Consider the following 15,509-nt stretch of genomic DNA (forward strand, 5'->3'; position numbering starts at 1 on the left):
GTGCCCGAGTTGGTCGGCCAGTCCTCCTTGATGTTCACTCCTTCGAGTGGCCGGGTGGGCGATGTGCGGCTCTCTTCGCATCACACTGCAAAGGTCTGAGGCGGTACGAGGAGGCAGGGGGCGTTTACTTGTTGACCGGCCGTTACCTCGGCCACACGAGTAGACGAGCACGAGCACACGTACAGGATTGCGAGCACCGGTGCAGAAGAAGCGGTCTCGGAAGAACGGCACCGCCAGCGCCGACGGACCCGCCAAGGCAGGACGGCGCGTACGCGTCCGCCGCAGGCTGGTCATCGGTGTGGCAGTCGCCGGACTCACCGTCCTCGCGGCCGGCGCACCCGCCGTCGTCTCCGCCACGAGGGAACTGAACGACTCACAACGCCTGGTCACCCTCGCGGAACAGACCGGGCACACCCTCACCCTCACCCACCTCCTGGGCGACGAGCGCGACGCCGTCGTCGAGTACGTGGCCAAGGGCCGGCCCGGCGCCGGCAAGGGTTCCGTCGACGAGCGCACCGCCCGCACCGACCGGCAACTCGCCGAGGTCCGGACCGAGGCCGACGAGGAACTCGCGCGCGCCCTCGGCAAGGTCCGGGCCGTCCGCGCCGAGGCCGTCGACGGCAAGGGCACCGCCCTCGCCGCCCACCAGGCCTACGCGGCCGTCCTCGCCGAACTCCTCGCCCCCGGCGACCGGCTCGTCGAACTCACCCCGCCGCGCGCCGAGGCCGCCCTGGCCACCACGCGCCCCCTGGTCCCCCTCGGCCGCGCCGTGGAACAGGCCTCGGCCACCCGTGGACTGCTGCTCGCCGCGCTGGCCGTCCCCCGCGGCGAGCAGCCCCCCAACGCCGCGGTCGTGGACGAACTCACCACCTCCGCGCAGCGCTCCCGCGTCCGGGAACAGGCCGCCCTCGACGACTTCGCGCGCACGGCCCGGCCCGACGTACGGGAGACGCTCGCCGTCACCGTCACCGGCCCCGAGGTCAAGACCGCCGACGACTTCCTCAAGCGGCTCACCGACCGGCCCACGCTGACCCCCGCCGACCGCAAGGTCGACGCAGGCGCCGTCGGCACCGCGCTCACCGCCCGCATCGACCGCATGCGGTCCGTGGAATCCACCCTCGCGGGCACCCGCGCCACCGCCCTCGCAACCCAGCGCGACGACGACGTGACCCGCCTGGAACTCGTCGTCGCCGTACTCGGCGTGCTGTTCCTCTTCGTCATCGGCTTCTCCACCGCCATCGCCCGCTCCCTCACCCGGCCGCTGTCCGTCCTGCGCCGCGGCGCGGAACGGCTGGCGACCGCGGAGGGCTCGGTGGAGCCGGTGCGCTTCACCGGCCGCAACGACGAGTTCGCCGAGGTCGTCCGCCACCTCAACGCGGTGCGCGACCAGACGGTCTCCCTGCACACCCGGATCGCCGGACTCGACGCCGACCGCCGCCGCCTCATCGGCCGCAACGAGGCCCTCGCCTCGGGCCGCGAGGCAGTGGAGAAGGAACTCGCCGAGCTGCGCGCCGGCCTCGAAGAGCACCGCCGCAACATGTCGACCACCTCGGTCTCCCTGTCGCTGCGGACCCTGGGCCTGGTGGAGCGGCAGCTCGCCGTCATCGAGGAGCTGGAGTCCAAGGAGGGCGACCCGGACCGGCTCGCCACCCTCTTCAAGCTGGACCACCTCGCGACGGTGATGCGCCGCCACAACGAGAACCTGCTGGTCCTCGCCGGACAGGAACACGGCCACGGCCAGAGCCTGCCCGTGCCGCTCGTCGACGTCATGCGGGCGGCCGTCAGCGAGATCGAACGCTACGAACGCGTCGAGCTGGCCGCCCTGCCCTCGTACACGCAGGTCGCCGGGCACGCCGCCGACGACATCTCGCACGTCCTGGCCGAACTCCTGGAGAACGCGACGACGTTTTCGCCCCCGGACGCCAAGGTGAAGGTCTCCGGCCGGCTCCAGGACTCCGGCGAAGTGGTCCTGTCCGTCGTGGACTGCGGCATCGGGGTCACCGAGGACCGCCTGGAGTCCCTCAACGCCCGGCTGGCCAGCCCCGAGGCCTACGACGAGGAACCGGAGGCCGAACACGGCCTCGGCCTCGGCCTGTACGTCGCCGGCCGACTCGCCGCCCGCCACGGGGTCACGGCCGAGCTGCGCGCCGCCCGCCACGGCGGCACCGAGGCCCTGGTCGTCGTGCCGCGGGGGCTGCTGCCCGCCGGCGCCCCGGCCACCGCCGTCCACAGCCTGGCCGAACCGGGCCTGCCCGCGTTCCAGCTGCCCGGAGTGGTCGCCGAAGCCAACGAGAACACCCTGCGGCCGCGGCTGCGGCCCCGGCACGACGGCGCGGAGACCGCCGCGCCCGCCCAACTGACCGACCCCGACCCGGCCGGCGCCGTGGAGGCGCCCGCCCGGGTGGTCCCGCTCGCCGAGGCCTTCGACACGGAGCCCGCCGGTACGGAGAGCACCGCTACGGAGAGCACCGGTACGGAGACGGTCGAAGCGGGGGCCGGCGGTACGGAGGCTGCCGAGAGCGGCGCCTTCGACACCACGGCCTTCGACACCACGGCTTTCGACGCCGCGTTCGCCGAGCCGGTGTTCGCCGACACGGAGCCGACCGCCCGGACCCTGACCGACGCGGACGCCGGCCACGCCACCGACGCCGGTGAGGGCTTCGCGGGCTTCGACGCCGGGGAACTGCTTCCCGCCGAGCAGGTCTTCACGGCCTCCGCCCCGCAGCCCGCGCCGGGCGAGCGGGCCGACGCGGACACCCCCGTACGGGTGGTCCCGCTGGCCGAGGCCTTCGACGCCGACGAGCCCGCGGAGCTGCCGCCCGCAGAGCAGGTCTTCACGGTGCCCTCCCCGGCCGCCGAGGCACCGGACGCGCCCGGAGCGGGCGAGGAACTCCTCGCGCGGGTCATCGCCGACGCCGACGCGGACGCCTTCACGGTGGCGGACCCCGACCCGCAGGGCCCCGGTCCGGACGCCGACGCCGCCGCGCGGGTCTCCGTACCGGACGAAGGACTGTCGCTCCTCGCACAGCCCTACACCGTCCCCGCCCCCGACGCCGAACAGGGCGCGCACCGGCGGGCCGACGCCGAGGAGCACTTCGTCCCGCGTCAAGGCAGCCACCCCGGGCACGAGAGCGCCCCCAGGCGCCCCGTCACCGAGGCCGTCACCGACAAGGGACTGCCCAAGCGCACCCCGCGCGCCTCCGCCGGCCCGGCACGCCCCGCCGAGACCCGGACCGCCGAGACCCGCACCGAACCCCACCGGGTGGACGCCGAGGAACTGCGCCGCCGACTCGGCGGTTTCTACCAGGGCGCCCAGGACGGGCGGCGCGTCGTCGCCGCCGAACTCGCCCAGGACCAGTATCAGGATCAGGACCAGGACCAGGACGGTACGCAGGACCGGGGGCAGGGGCGCACCGACCAGGGGGACACCGCACAGGAGGCACGCACATGACCGCGCCCAGTACGTACGGACTGAGCACCCAGGCCCGCAACCTGCAGTGGCTGCTGACCGACCTCGTCGAGGAGGTGCCCGGCGTCAACTCCGTCGCCGTCGTCTCCTCCGACGGCCTCCTGCTGCTCTCCTCCGAGCCCGCGGAGGCCCCGCAGGACCGGCCCAAGGGCCCCCGCGGCGCCTCGGCCGACCTCGCCACCATCGTCTCCGGACTCGGCAGCCTCACCACCGGCGCCGCGGCCCTGATGGAGCTCGGCGCCGTCAAGCAGACCATGGTGGCCATGGAGAACGGCTCCGTCTTCGTCATGGCCATCAGCGACGGCTCCCTGCTGGGCGTGCACGCCACGCCCGACTGCGACATGAGCGTCGTCGCCTACCACATGGCCCTGTTCGTCGGCCGCGCCGGCCACGTCCTGACCCCCGAAGGCCGCAGTGAGCTGCGCCAGTCGATGGAGAACACACCGTGAGGAGTACGGCCTCCGACCGGCTTCCGATACGCGGCGCCGACCGCCGCCCCGCCCGCGTCCGCCCGTACTCCCTCACGGGCGGTCGCACCCGCTTCACGCAGGTCCTGCTCGTGGAGACGTTCGTCGCCGCGCTGGACACCGACACGGCCGCGACGACCGACCGCACGCCGGAGATGCGCGCCATCGTCGAGGTGTGCCGCCGCATGCGCACCATCGCCGAGATATCCGCCCTGCTCGGACTTCCGCTGGGCGTCGTCCGCGTCCTGGTCAGCGACCTCGCCGACCAGGGTCGCGTACGCGTCTACGGCACGGGGCACGGCACCGGCCGTCCCGAACGCGCACTGCTCGAAAGGGTGCTCAGTGGTCTTCGCCGTCTCTGACCCGGCCGCCCTCGTGGACGACGAGCCCGTACGGCCCTGGCAGTACGACCGCTCGCGCGCGCCCGTCGCCGTCAAGGTGCTCGTCGCCGGCGGCTTCGGCGTCGGCAAGACGACCTTCGTGTCCTCCCTCTCCGAGATCACCCCGCTGCGCACCGAAGCGGTCATGACCGAGGCGGGCAGCCCCACCGACGACCTGACCGGAACCCCGGACAAGCGCACCACGACCGTCGCCATGGACTTCGGCCGCGTCACCCTCGCCGACGACCTCGTGCTGTACGTGTACGGGACGCCGGGCCAGGAACGCTTCTGGTTCATGTGGGACGACCTGGTGCGCGGCGCCATCGGCGGCCTCGTGCTGGCCGACACGCGCCGCCTGCGCGACTGCTTCCCGGCCCTCGACTACTTCGAGAGCTGCGGCCTGCCGTACGCCGTCGCCGTCAACCACTTCGAGGGCTCCCACGCGTACGCGCCCGAGGACGTGCGCGAGGCGCTGTCGCTCCCGCCCGGGGTGCCCGTTCTGATCATGGACGCGCGGCGCCGGGAGTCGGTCGTCGAGTCCCTGCTGACCCTGGTGGGCCACGCGTTGGACGAGACGCCCGAATAGGGTCGTCGGGCGGGGCCGGTCCGTCCCGTCCGTTCGTACGGTCCGGCCGTCCGTCCGATCCGTTCGTCCGATCCGTTCGTCCGTCCGGTTCCACGCCGGGCCCGTACGCCCTTACGGCCCCGCCGGTCCGGTGCTATACCGTCCCCGTCCGCACGGTCCCCACAGCCCGAATTGAGAACGTGAGATGCGCAAGATACTTGTCGTAGGAGCCGGCCAGTCCGGCCTCCAGCTCGCCCTCGGCCTCCAGGCGAAGGACTACGAGGTCACCCTCATGTCCAACCGGACGGCGGACGAGATCCGTACCGGACGGGTCATGTCCACGCAGTGCATGTTCGACACCGCGCTGCAGCACGAGCGGGACCTCGGGATCAACTTCTGGGAGCGGCAGGCCCCGAGGATCCAGGGGCTCGGCGTCTCGGTCGCCGCCCCCGACGGCTCCCGCCCCATCGACTGGCTCGGCCGCCTCAAGGGCCACGCCCAGTCCGTCGACCAGCGCGTGAAGATGGCCGGCTGGCTCGACACGTTCACGCAGCGCGGCGGCCAGCTGGTCATCCACGGCGCGTCCGTCGCCGACCTCGACTACTTCTCCCGCACGTACGACCTCGTCCTCGTCGCCGCCGGCAAGGGCGAACTGGTCTCGATGTTCGGACGCAACCCGGCGCGTTCCCCCTACGACGCCCCGCAGCGCGCCCTGGCCGTCGCCTACGTGCACGGACTCGGCCCGCGCCCCGAACACCCGGACACCGAAGCGGTCCGCTGCAACCTGGTGCCCGGCGTCGGCGAACTCTTCGTCATGCCGACCCTCACCACCTCCGGCCGCGCCGACATCCTCTTCTGGGAGGGCGTCCCCGGCGGCCCGCTCGACGTCTTCAAGGGCGTGAACGACCCCTCGGAGCACCTCGCGCTGACGCTGGACCTCATGAAGACGTACACGCCCTGGGAGCACGCCCGTGCGACCGAGGTCGAACTGACCGACGCGGGCGGCACCCTCGCCGGCCGGTACGCCCCGGTGGTCCGCAATCCGATCGGCCGGCTCCCCGGCGGCGGCCTCGTCCTCGGCGTCGCCGACGTGGTCGTCGCGAACGACCCGATCACCGGACAGGGCTCGAACTCCGCCGCCAAGTGCGCCGCCTCGTACCTCTCCTCGATCCTCATGCACGGGGACGACCCGTTCGACGAGGCATGGATGAAGGCGACGTTCGACAAGTACTGGTTCACCACCGGCAAGCCGGTGACCCAGTGGACGAACGCCATGCTGGGCGTCCCCCCGGAGCACGTGTTGAACCTGATCGGTGCGGCCGGGCAGCTCCAGCCGGTGGCGGACCGCTTCGCCAACGGCTTCGACAACCCGGCCGACTTCGACGGCTACTTCTACGACCCCGAGGACGCGGCCGACTACCTCGCCGAGGTCGGCGCGGCCGCCGGCTCCGCCGCCGGTTCGGCTTCCTCCACCGCGTCCGGAGCCTCCTCCGCCGAGTAACCGGCATCGCCCCCCGCCGTCGCGGCCGCCGGCAGCGGCGGCGGGGTGAACTCCGCCAGCGGAGTCCCCTCCGGATCCGGCCGCACCGCCCCCAGCAGCGGGTTCGCCGCGATCGGCGACACCTTCACGGCGGCCCCCGGACGCGGCGCCTGGATCACCTTGCCGTCACCGACGTACAGCGCCACGTGCGTCGCCTTCGGGAAGTACACCACCAGGTCCCCCGGCCGCAGCCGGTCCAACGGCACCTTCGGCAGCCGCGCCCACTGCTCCTGACTGGTACGGGGGATCGACCGCCCGGCGTGCTCCCAGGCCTTCGACGTCAACCCGGAACAGTCGAACGACCCCGGCCCCTCGGCACCCCACACGTACGGCTTGCCGATCTGTGCCGTCGCGAACCCCAGGGCGGCGCCACCCGCCGCCGTAGGCGTACCCGTACGGTCGGGCAGCCGGCCCGAACCGACCAGGTCCCGCTGCGCCCCGGCCGTCACCGCCTCCTCGCGTTCCCCCAGCCGGGCCAACTCCTCGGGCGTGAGCGCCGCCAGCAGGCGCTCGACCTCTTTCAGGCGGGCCGCGACGTCCTCCCGGTGCCGCTTCTGCTCCCCGGACAGGACCCGCTGCGCCTCCAACGCCTTGCGCGCCTCGGCGGCCAGCGCCCCGGCCCGCTTCTCGCCCTGCTCCAGCCGCGCCACGACCCCGGCGCGCCTGGCCCCCTCACGGGCGGTCAGCCGCCGCTGGTCGACGGCCTGCTGGGGGTCACCGGAGAGCAGCAACCGCAGGTACGGGGAGAACTCCCGCGAGCCCTGGTACTGCTCCCGGGCCAGCCGCCCGGCGGCAGCCTTCTCGGCACCGAGCGCGGTCCGGGTCCGCCCCAACTCGACTCCGAGCCGCCGCTCGTCGTCCTGCCGCGCCTTGAGGGCGACCTCGGCCGCGTTGTAGGCCTCGCTGGCCTCTTCCGCCTTCTGGTACAGCCCCTGCAGCCGGACGAGCAGCTCCCCGACGGGCTCGGCCTGCGCGCTGGGCGGGGACCCGACGGCGACCAACACCGCAGCGATGCACCCGAGACGAACCAGTCGTTTTGTCACAAAATCACCTCCACTCCCCGGATGCTGCCACGCCCGGTATGACGAATCCCCCAACGGAGTCGGCCGAGTCGCGGGCGCCATCCGTTCGGGGGTGGGGGAGGGGCGGGGCGCCGGGGTCGGTTCTGGGGGCGGGGTCGGAGGGTGGCGGACCCCCCCCAACCCTCCCTGGTCCGGATCGACGGGACCCCGCCCTCGGGCCCCGACCGGCCGTTACCCCCTCAGCAGCTTCGACTTGGCCGTCGTGAACTCGTGCGGGGTCAGTAGGCCTTCCCTTGCCAGGGCCGCCAGTTGGGTGAGTTCGGCTGCGAGGCCCGTCTGGGGGGTCGGCGCCCGTTCGGGGGTCCCCGGGGTGTTCGGTCCGGCTGGGCGGGCGGCTTCCGGGTGGGCGGCCGCCTCCGGCGGCCGGCCCTCCGCAGCTCCCTCCGGCGCGTTCTCCCGTGCGTCCGCTCCCCGGACCTCCGTGTCCCCCTCCAGGTCCGCAAGTGCGTCGGCGGCTCGCCCGGTTTCCCCGGCGCCACCGGCCCCCGCGCCCCCCGACGCCACTTCCTCACCCCACCCCGTGCGCTCCCACTCCTCCCGCTCCCGCTCGCGTTCCCGTTCCTCGCCCTGCGCCCACTCCGCCGCGCCCGCCGCTCGGCGGAGGAGGCCTCGTAGGAGGGGGTGGCCCGGCGGGCGGGTGGCCGCCGTGACCGTGGGGCCCACCGGACGGATGAACATCACGCGACCTCCACCTGTCCGTCGGCCCGCCCCTCCGGCTGCCCCTCGGCCCGACCCTCCGTCCGCCCCGCCACCGGTGCCCCCACCCGCTCCGCCGGGATGCGGACCGAGCCCACGATGCGGCCGCCGGCGGCCCGTACGGCGACGGCGGCGTCCTGGGCCCATACGTGCTCGACCACGAGGAGCAGCGCGCAGCTGCCCCGGTCCAGGAGTTCCGCGGCCTCCCGTACGTCCTCCGGGCCGATCAGTCGGGCCACGTCGCGGCCGGCCAGCAGGCCCCGGAGTTCGACGTACTCGTCGAACTCGGCGGCCAGGACCTCGCCCGCGGCCGTCCGGGTGGCGACGAGGCCGTCGATCAGTCGGACCACCCCGGTCTTGCGCAGGCCCATGACGGCCTCCACGGCGTTCACCCGCAGTTGTTCCTCCGGGAAGGCGAGGACGATGAATTCGACTGGTCCCATTGCGTCGCGGCCCTCTTCCCTGACTGACGCCGTCCTGACCGTTTCTGACGACTCTTCGGCACACTATGACATAAGCGGACATACCCTCCGCTCCCTTGCTACGTTTCCTGGTATGACCGCCCTGACGGCGAAGGTGACGGAACCCGTTCCGCCCCCGCCCCCCGACGCCCGAGCCCCCAAGCGCAGGGGGATCGAGCTCACCCTCCTCGTCGGCGCGGTCCTGATCTCGGTGCTGGGCTACCTCTCCGTCGGGCTCGCGGCCACCGGCCGGATCCCCCGGCCGGCCGGGCACCACGCGGCCGGCCTCGCCGGGGGCGCGCTGCTCGCGCACCTCGCCGTCCGGCTCAGGGCCCCGTACGCGGATCCGCTGCTGCTGCCGATCGCGGCGCTGCTCAACGGCCTCGGGCTGGTCCTGATCCAGCGGCTGGACCTCAGCACCCCCGGCGAGCCCGCCGCGGGCGACCAGCTGCGCTGGTCCGCGCTCGGGGTGGTGCTCTTCGTCCTGGTGGTGTTCGTGCTCCGGGACCACCGGGTGCTCCAGCGGTACGCCTACCTCTCCGTCACCGCGGCCCTCGCGCTGATGCTCGTCCCGGTGTTCTTCCCGGCCGTCAACGGCGCCCACATCTGGATCCGGTTCGCCGGGCTGTCCTTCCAGCCCGGGGAGTTCGCGAAGATCCTGCTCGCCGTGTTCTTCGCGGCCTACCTCGCCGCCAACCGCACCGCCCTCGCGCTGACCGGTCGGCTCCTGTTCTGGAAGCTGCGCCTGCTGCCGGGGCGGGTGTTGGGGCCGATCCTGACGATCTGGCTGCTCAGCGTCGGGCTGCTGGTCCTGGAGCGGGACCTCGGTACCTCGCTGCTCTTCTTCGGCCTCTTCGTGATCATGCTGTTCACCGCGACCGGGCGGATCGGCTGGATCGCCATCGGGCTGCTCCTGGCCGCGCTCGGCGCCTACGCCGTCGGCGCGTTCGAACCGCACGTGCACAGCCGCGTGGAGGACTGGCTGAATCCTTTCGCCTCCATCGAGCGCGGCGAGGGCCCCGGTCAGCTCGCCCAGTCCCTCTTCGCCTTCGGCGCCGGCGGCCTGCTCGGGGCGGGCCTCGGGCACGGGCAGTCGTTCCTCATCGGCTTCGCCGCCAAGTCGGACTTCGTCCTCGCCACGGCGGGGGAGGAGCTCGGGTTCGTCGGCCTGACCGCGATCCTGCTCCTGTACGGGCTCCTCGTCTCCCGGGGCTTCCGGGCCGGGCTGGCGCTGCGCGACCCGTTCGGCCGGCTGCTCGCCACCGGGCTCGCCTCGATCGTCGCCCTCCAGGTGTTCGTCATCGCGGGCGGGGTCACCGGGCTGATCCCGCTCACCGGCATGGCCATGCCGTTCCTCGCCCAGGGCGGCTCCTCCGTCGTCACCAACTGGATCATCGTCGCCCTGCTGGTCCGGCTCAGCGACAGCGCCCGCAGGCCCGAGCCGCAGGAGGCCCTCGCGTGATCCGCTACATCCGCTGGTGCGCGTACTTCTGCGCCCTGCTGTTGCTCGCCCTGCTGGTGAACGTCGGCCGGGTGCAGGTCTGGGAGGCCGCCGCCTACGGCGCGAACCCGGCCAACAAGCGCCCCGCCATCGACCGGTACGCCGAACCGCGCGGGGACATCCTCGTCGACGGCCGGCCCGTCACCGGCTCCCGCGACAGCGGTCAGGTGCTGCGTTACGAGCGGACCTACACCGAAGGCCCGCTGTTCGCGCCCGTCACGGGCTTCTCCTCCCAGACGTACGGGACGAGCTTCGTCGAACGCGCCGAGGACCCGCTCCTGTCGGGCACCGACCCGGGGCTCTCCGCCTTCCCGCTCTGGTACGACCTCTCGCGCGGGCGCCCCGGCGGCGGCAACGCGGTCACCACCATCCGGGCCGCCCTCCAGCGGGCGGCGTACCGGGGCCTCGCGGGCAAGCGGGGTGCGGTGGCCGCGCTGGAACCGGGGACCGGCAAGATCCTCGCCCTGGTCAGCAGCCCCTCGTACGATCCCGGCCTGCTCTCCGGCACCGGCGGCAGGGTGGAGGCGGCCTGGGCGCGGCTGAACGCCGATCCGGCCCGGCCGATGCTCAACCGTGCGCTGCGCGAGACGTACCCGCCCGGGTCCACCTTCAAGATCGTGACGGCGGCCGCCGCACTGGACGCGGGCGTGGTGACCGACGTGGACGCGCCGACCCGGACGCCGGACCCGTACCCGCTGCCCGGGACGCACACCCTGCTGCCGAACGCGGGCACGGGGTGCGAGGACGCGTCGATGGCGGAGGCGGTGCAGTGGTCCTGCAACACGGTGATGGCCAAGATCGGGGTGCAGGTGGGGCTGCGGCGGATGGCCGGGGCGGCGGACCGGTTCGGGTTCAACGACGCGGGGCTGCGGGTGCCGTCGTGGGTGTCGCGGTCGAACTTCGACACGGACATGAGCCAGGACCAGTTGGCGCTGTCCTCGATCGGGCAGTTCAACACGAGGGCGACGCCGTTGCAGATGGCGATGGTGGCGGCGGCCGTCGCCAACGGGGGCGAGCTGAGGTCCCCGTACCTGGTGGACCGCACGACGCAGGACGACGGCTCGCAGGTCCGGCGCGGTGATCCGCGTTCGCTGGGCCGGGCGATGAGCCCGTCCACGGCGCTGCGGATGCAGGAGCTGATGGTCAAGGTGGTGGAGGACGGCACCGGCCGCAACGCGGCGATCCGCGGCGCGCGGGTCGGCGGGAAGACGGGTACGGCGCAGCACGGCGTCGGCAACGCCGGTACCCCGTACGCCTGGTTCATCGCCTGGGCCCGCGCCGAGGGGGCGCCACAGCCGGCGGTGGCGGTCGCGGTGGTCGTCGAGGACGCGGCGGCGGACCGCGGCGGCATCAGCGGCAACGGCGCGGCGGCGCCGATCGCGCGGGCCGTGATGGAGGCGGCCCTGTCGGCGCCGGCGGCGAACTGAGGCACCGGCCGTCGCGGTGGGCGCCGGTACGCCCGCGTCCTATTCCGCCGCGCCCTCCCGGACGGTCTCCTCGACCTCCGCCACCCGCTCGCGTTCCTCGGTGGCGAAGCGCTCGCGGTCGAGGGCCTCGGCGATCTCCTCGTCCTGGGTCATCAGCAGGTCGAGGTTGGAGTCGCCCATGTCGAAGACGCCCATGTCGAGGTAGGCCTTCTGGAGGCGCTCGCCCCACAGCCCGATGTCCTTGACGCAGGGCACGATCCGGCTGAACAGCAGCTTGCGGAACAGGTGCAGGAACTCGGACTGCTCGCTGAACTCCTCCGCCTCGCGCCTCGGTATGCCGAAGTTCTCCAGCACCTCCACCCCGCGCAGCCGGTCCCGCATCAGGTAGCAGCCCTCGATCACGAACTCCTCGCGCTCGCGCAGTTCGGCGTCGGTCAGCTGCTTGTAGTAGTCGCGCAGGGCCATCCGTCCGAAGGCGACGTGGCGGGCCTCGTCCTGCATCACGTACGCGAGGATCTGCTTGGGCAGCGGCTTGTCCGTCGTGTCGCGGATCATCCCGAAGGCGGCCAGCGCCAGCCCCTCGATGAGCACCTGCATGCCCAGGTAGGGCATGTCCCAGCGGGAGTCGCGCAGGGTGTCGCCGAGCAGCCCCTGAAGGCTGTCGTTGATCGGGTAGAGCATCCCGACCTTCTCGTGGAGGAAGCGCCCGAAGACCTCCGCGTGCCGCGCCTCGTCCATGGTCTGGGTGGCGGAGTAGAACTTCGCGTCCAGGTCCGGCACCGATTCCACGATGCGGGCCGCGCACACCATCGCGCCCTGCTCGCCGTGCAGGAACTGGCTGAAGTTCCAGGCGCTGTAGTGCCGGCGCAGTTCGCCCTTGTCCCGGTCGGTCATCTTCGCCCAGTGCCGGGTGCCGTACAGGGTGAGGACCTCGTCCGGGGTGCCGAGCGGATCGTACGGGTCCACCTCGATGTCCCAGTCGATGCGCTTGGCGCCGTCCCACTGCTTGTCCTTGCCCTTCTGGTAGAGCGCGAGCAGCCGCTCCCGGCCGCTGTCGTACTCCCAGCTGAAGCGGGCCGAACCGGAGGCGGGGATCTGCCAGACGCCCTCGCCCGGGTCCTTCGTGTAGAGCTCGTGCGTCGACACGACGCCTCCTCGTCTCGCGTACTTCCGTACCGGACCGGACAGTTGGCAGCGTCACACGTTGGTAGACGCGGGGTCAACAAGTCGCGCGCGAGGGATTGACGACCTTGCTGACAGGCAGTCTCATAAGAGGAGACCGCCGGTAACCCCCGACCACGAGGTGCCCGAAGCCATGACCACCGTGACGCAGCGAGCCGTGCTGAGGGACGCCCTCGGCGAGCTGAAGGACCGTGAGCAGATCGCCGAGCGCCTGCTCGAATCCTCGGCCAAGCACTCCTTCGACCCCGACAAGGAACTCGACTGGGACGCCCCGATGGTCGACGGCAAGTACTACTGGCCGCCCGAACTGCTCTCCCTCTACGACACCCCGCTGTGGAAGCGGATGGGCGAGGAGCAGCGCATCGAACTCTCCCGCCACGAGGCCGCCGCGCTCGCCTCCCTCGGCATCTGGTTCGAGATCATCCTCATGCAGCTGCTGGTCCGACACATCTACGACAAGTCGCTGACCAGCAACCACGTCCGCTACGCCCTCACCGAGATCGCCGACGAATGCCGGCACTCGATGATGTTCGCCCGCATGATCCAGACGGGCGGAGCCCCCGCCTACCCGGTGTCCCGCACCCACCACAACCTGGCGCGGATCCTCAAGACGGTCTCCACCACCCCCGGTTCCTTCGCCTGCACCCTCCTCGGCGAGGAGATCCTCGACTGGATGCAGCGCCTGACCTTCCCGGACGAGCGCATCCAGCCCCTCGTGCGCGGCGTGACCCGCATCCACGTCATCGAGGAGGCCCGGCACGTCCGTTACGCCCGCGAGGAACTGCGCCGCCAGATGCTCACGGCCCCGCGCTGGGAACAGGAACTCACCCGGATCAGCTGCGGCGAGGCCGCCCGCGTCTTCTCCCTCGCGTTCGTCAACCCGGCCGTCTACGACAACATCGGCCTCGACCGGCGCGAAGCCGTCGCCCAGGTCAAGGCCAGCGGACACCGCCGGGAGGTCATGCAGAGCGGCGCCAAGCGGCTCACCGACTTCCTCGACGACATCGGCATGATGCGCGGAGTCGGTCGGAAACTGTGGAAGAGCTCTGGCCTCCTGGCCTGAGGGGTGTCGTCTACGCTGCGGACATGACCGTACGCGCCTACCGCAGACTGAGCGTCGAGGAGCGGCGTGCCCAGCTCCTCGACGCCGCCCTGTCGTTGTTCGCGCACCGGGCACCGGAGGAGATCTCCCTCGACGACGTCGCCGAGGCCGCCGGGGTCTCCCGCCCGCTCGTCTACCGCTACTTCCCCGGCGGCAAGCAACAGCTCTACGAAGCCGCCCTGCGCTCGGCGGCCGACCTCCTACAACTCTGCTTCGCCGAACCCCAGGCCGGCCCGCTCACCCAACGCCTGTCCCGCGCCCTGGACCGCTACCTCGCCTTCGTCGACGAACACGACGCCGGCTTCGCCGCCCTCCTCCAGGGCGGCAGCGTCGTCGAAACCTCCCGCACCACCGCCACCGTCGACGGCATCCGGCGCGCCGCCGCCGAACAGATCCTCCTCCACCTCGCCGTCCCGAACCCCGGGCCGCGCCTGCGCATGATGGTCCGCACCTGGATCACCGCCGTCGAGGCCGCGTCCCTCATCTGGATCGACGAGGGCAAGCAGCCGGAGGTCGACACCCTCCGCGACTGGCTCGTCGACCAGTTCATCGCCCTGCTCACCGCCACCGCCGCCACCGACCCGGAGACCGCCGCCGCCGCGCGGGCCGCGCTCGCCCTCGAATCGGCGGACGGCCCGGTCGGGCTCCTCGCCCGCCGCGTGATCCCCGTGGTCTCCGAGGCCGCCCACCTGCTGTGACACTGGAGGGGTGAGAAGCGAACCCACCCCGTTCGAGGGCGGCCCGATGGACGGCCGGGTCCTCCCGATCCTCGTCGGCCCGACCGGCCACCCGCCGAAGTGGTACGAGATCCCCGTCCCCGACGCGGCCGGCGGCCCCCCGACGGTCCTCCTCTACGAACGCGTCCCGGCGGGCTACTCGAAGCGCCTGGGCCTCCAGAAGGGCTGGAAGTACGCCTTCACCCCGACGGGCACGAAACCCAAACCCCGCTGGCCCTGGACCAAACCCCCCCGCCCCTGACCTGGCCGGTCGTTTACGCGCCCCCACTCCGGGTCACGATGCAAGCCCCGGGGCTCCGCCCCGAACCCCGCGCCTCAATCGCCGGCGAGGCTGAAGTGGGGCGGCACGATGGACGGCACCGGGGTTTCGCGACGCCCCGGGGCTCCGCCCCGACCCCCGCGCCTCAATCGCCGGCGAGGCTGGAACGGGCGGCAGGATGGACGGCACCGGGGTTTCGCGACGCCCCCGGGGCTCCGCCCCGGGCCCCGCGCCTCAAACGCCGGCGAGGCTGGATCGGCGGGCCGCCGGCGAGGCCGCACGGACGGACGACCGCCGGCGAGGCTGAAGTGGGCGGGGCCCGGATCCGGTGCGGGCCGCGAGGCCCGGGCAGGACGGGAACGGGGCCACAGAACGACGTCCGGCCGCAGGCCGGGTACGGAACAGGCCCGCAGGTCGGGGACGGGGACGGGGTGGGGTGTCGTCCGGGACTAAAACGTGATTTGTTGGCGCGCGGTACCCCCGGCCAACGCAGCCCCGGACAGGGCGCCATAAATCATGCCCGTCCCGGACGACACCCCCCCCCCGCCCCCGCCCCCCCCCCCCCCCCCCCCCCCCCCCCCCCCCCCCCCCCCCCCCCCCCCCCCCCCCCCCCCCCCCCCCCCCCCCCCCCCCCCCCCCCC

General features: G+C 72.9%; 14 protein-coding genes. 10 read left to right on the forward strand and 4 right to left on the reverse strand.

Annotated features, from left to right (window positions below):
• Positions 1-199 precede the first annotated feature (199 nt).
• The 5 genes from ACZ4XJ_RS18555 to ACZ4XJ_RS18575 all read left to right on the forward strand — a co-directional run bounded on the left by ACZ4XJ_RS18555 (position 200) and on the right by ACZ4XJ_RS18575 (position 6,382).
• A complete protein-coding gene (locus tag ACZ4XJ_RS18555) occupies positions 200-3,451 on the forward strand; it encodes a sensor histidine kinase (protein WP_468496753.1) in 3,252 nt (1,083 codons plus the stop codon).
• Complete coding sequence (locus ACZ4XJ_RS18560) at positions 3,448-3,918, forward strand: roadblock/LC7 domain-containing protein (RefSeq protein WP_468496754.1); 471 nt, start codon at positions 3,448-3,450, stop codon at positions 3,916-3,918. The genes ACZ4XJ_RS18555 and ACZ4XJ_RS18560 overlap by 4 nt, the downstream gene beginning before the upstream one ends.
• A complete protein-coding gene (locus ACZ4XJ_RS18565) occupies positions 3,915-4,298 on the forward strand; it encodes a DUF742 domain-containing protein (RefSeq protein WP_362876993.1) in 384 nt (127 codons plus the stop codon). The genes ACZ4XJ_RS18560 and ACZ4XJ_RS18565 overlap by 4 nt, the downstream gene beginning before the upstream one ends.
• Positions 4,279-4,902 carry a GTP-binding protein gene (locus ACZ4XJ_RS18570; RefSeq protein ID WP_362876992.1) on the forward strand — a complete coding sequence of 208 codons (624 nt, stop codon included), beginning with the start codon at positions 4,279-4,281 and terminating at the stop codon, positions 4,900-4,902. The genes ACZ4XJ_RS18565 and ACZ4XJ_RS18570 overlap by 20 nt, the downstream gene beginning before the upstream one ends.
• Before the next feature lie 184 nt (positions 4,903-5,086).
• A complete protein-coding gene (locus ACZ4XJ_RS18575; RefSeq protein WP_362876991.1) occupies positions 5,087-6,382 on the forward strand; it encodes a styrene monooxygenase/indole monooxygenase family protein in 1,296 nt (431 codons plus the stop codon).
• On the opposite strand, the gene ACZ4XJ_RS18580 is transcribed toward ACZ4XJ_RS18575, so the two are convergent.
• The 3 genes from ACZ4XJ_RS18580 to ACZ4XJ_RS18590 all read right to left on the reverse strand — a co-directional run bounded on the left by ACZ4XJ_RS18580 (position 6,298) and on the right by ACZ4XJ_RS18590 (position 8,642).
• Positions 6,298-7,464 (reverse strand): C40 family peptidase, encoded by a 1,167-nt coding sequence (locus tag ACZ4XJ_RS18580; RefSeq protein WP_362876990.1) that lies wholly within the window; start codon positions 7,462-7,464, stop codon positions 6,298-6,300. The genes ACZ4XJ_RS18575 and ACZ4XJ_RS18580 overlap by 85 nt on opposite strands.
• Before the next feature lie 210 nt (positions 7,465-7,674).
• Positions 7,675-8,181: a hypothetical protein gene (locus ACZ4XJ_RS18585; protein ID WP_468496755.1), complete on the reverse strand. Its 507-nt coding sequence runs from the start codon at positions 8,179-8,181 to the stop codon at positions 7,675-7,677.
• Entirely contained in the window at positions 8,181-8,642 is a 462-nt protein-coding gene (locus tag ACZ4XJ_RS18590) for a DUF6325 family protein (RefSeq protein WP_362876988.1), read from the reverse strand. Before ACZ4XJ_RS18590 ends, ACZ4XJ_RS18585 begins: the two co-directional genes overlap by 1 nt.
• A 112-nt stretch (positions 8,643-8,754) precedes the next feature.
• Here ACZ4XJ_RS18590 and ACZ4XJ_RS18595 point away from each other — a divergent pair, with 112 nt between their 5' ends.
• A complete protein-coding gene (locus tag ACZ4XJ_RS18595) occupies positions 8,755-10,122 on the forward strand; it encodes an FtsW/RodA/SpoVE family cell cycle protein (RefSeq protein WP_468496756.1) in 1,368 nt (455 codons plus the stop codon).
• A complete protein-coding gene (locus ACZ4XJ_RS18600) occupies positions 10,119-11,588 on the forward strand; it encodes a penicillin-binding transpeptidase domain-containing protein (RefSeq protein WP_468496757.1) in 1,470 nt (489 codons plus the stop codon). The genes ACZ4XJ_RS18595 and ACZ4XJ_RS18600 overlap by 4 nt, the downstream gene beginning before the upstream one ends.
• Before the next feature lie 39 nt (positions 11,589-11,627).
• Here the strand turns inward: ACZ4XJ_RS18600 and ACZ4XJ_RS18605 are convergent, their stop codons facing one another.
• Positions 11,628-12,734 (reverse strand): ferritin-like domain-containing protein, encoded by a 1,107-nt coding sequence (locus ACZ4XJ_RS18605; protein ID WP_362876985.1) that lies wholly within the window; start codon positions 12,732-12,734, stop codon positions 11,628-11,630.
• A gap of 169 nt (positions 12,735-12,903) precedes the next feature.
• Here ACZ4XJ_RS18605 and ACZ4XJ_RS18610 point away from each other — a divergent pair, with 169 nt between their 5' ends.
• Genes ACZ4XJ_RS18610 through ACZ4XJ_RS18620 form a run of 3 tightly spaced genes read left to right on the forward strand, consistent with a single transcriptional unit; the run spans position 12,904 to position 14,850 of the window.
• Positions 12,904-13,833, forward strand: a complete 930-nt coding sequence (locus ACZ4XJ_RS18610; protein WP_383986678.1) for an AurF N-oxygenase family protein — start codon at positions 12,904-12,906, stop codon at positions 13,831-13,833.
• A gap of 23 nt (positions 13,834-13,856) precedes the next feature.
• Positions 13,857-14,570 (forward strand): TetR/AcrR family transcriptional regulator, encoded by a 714-nt coding sequence (locus tag ACZ4XJ_RS18615; protein ID WP_362876983.1) that lies wholly within the window; start codon positions 13,857-13,859, stop codon positions 14,568-14,570.
• A 10-nt stretch (positions 14,571-14,580) separates the two neighbouring features.
• Positions 14,581-14,850 (forward strand): hypothetical protein, encoded by a 270-nt coding sequence (locus ACZ4XJ_RS18620; RefSeq protein WP_362876982.1) that lies wholly within the window; start codon positions 14,581-14,583, stop codon positions 14,848-14,850.
• Positions 14,851-15,509: the final 659 nt, after the last annotated feature.

It is taken from the genome of Streptomyces sp. NPDC029836 (assembly GCF_055574495.1).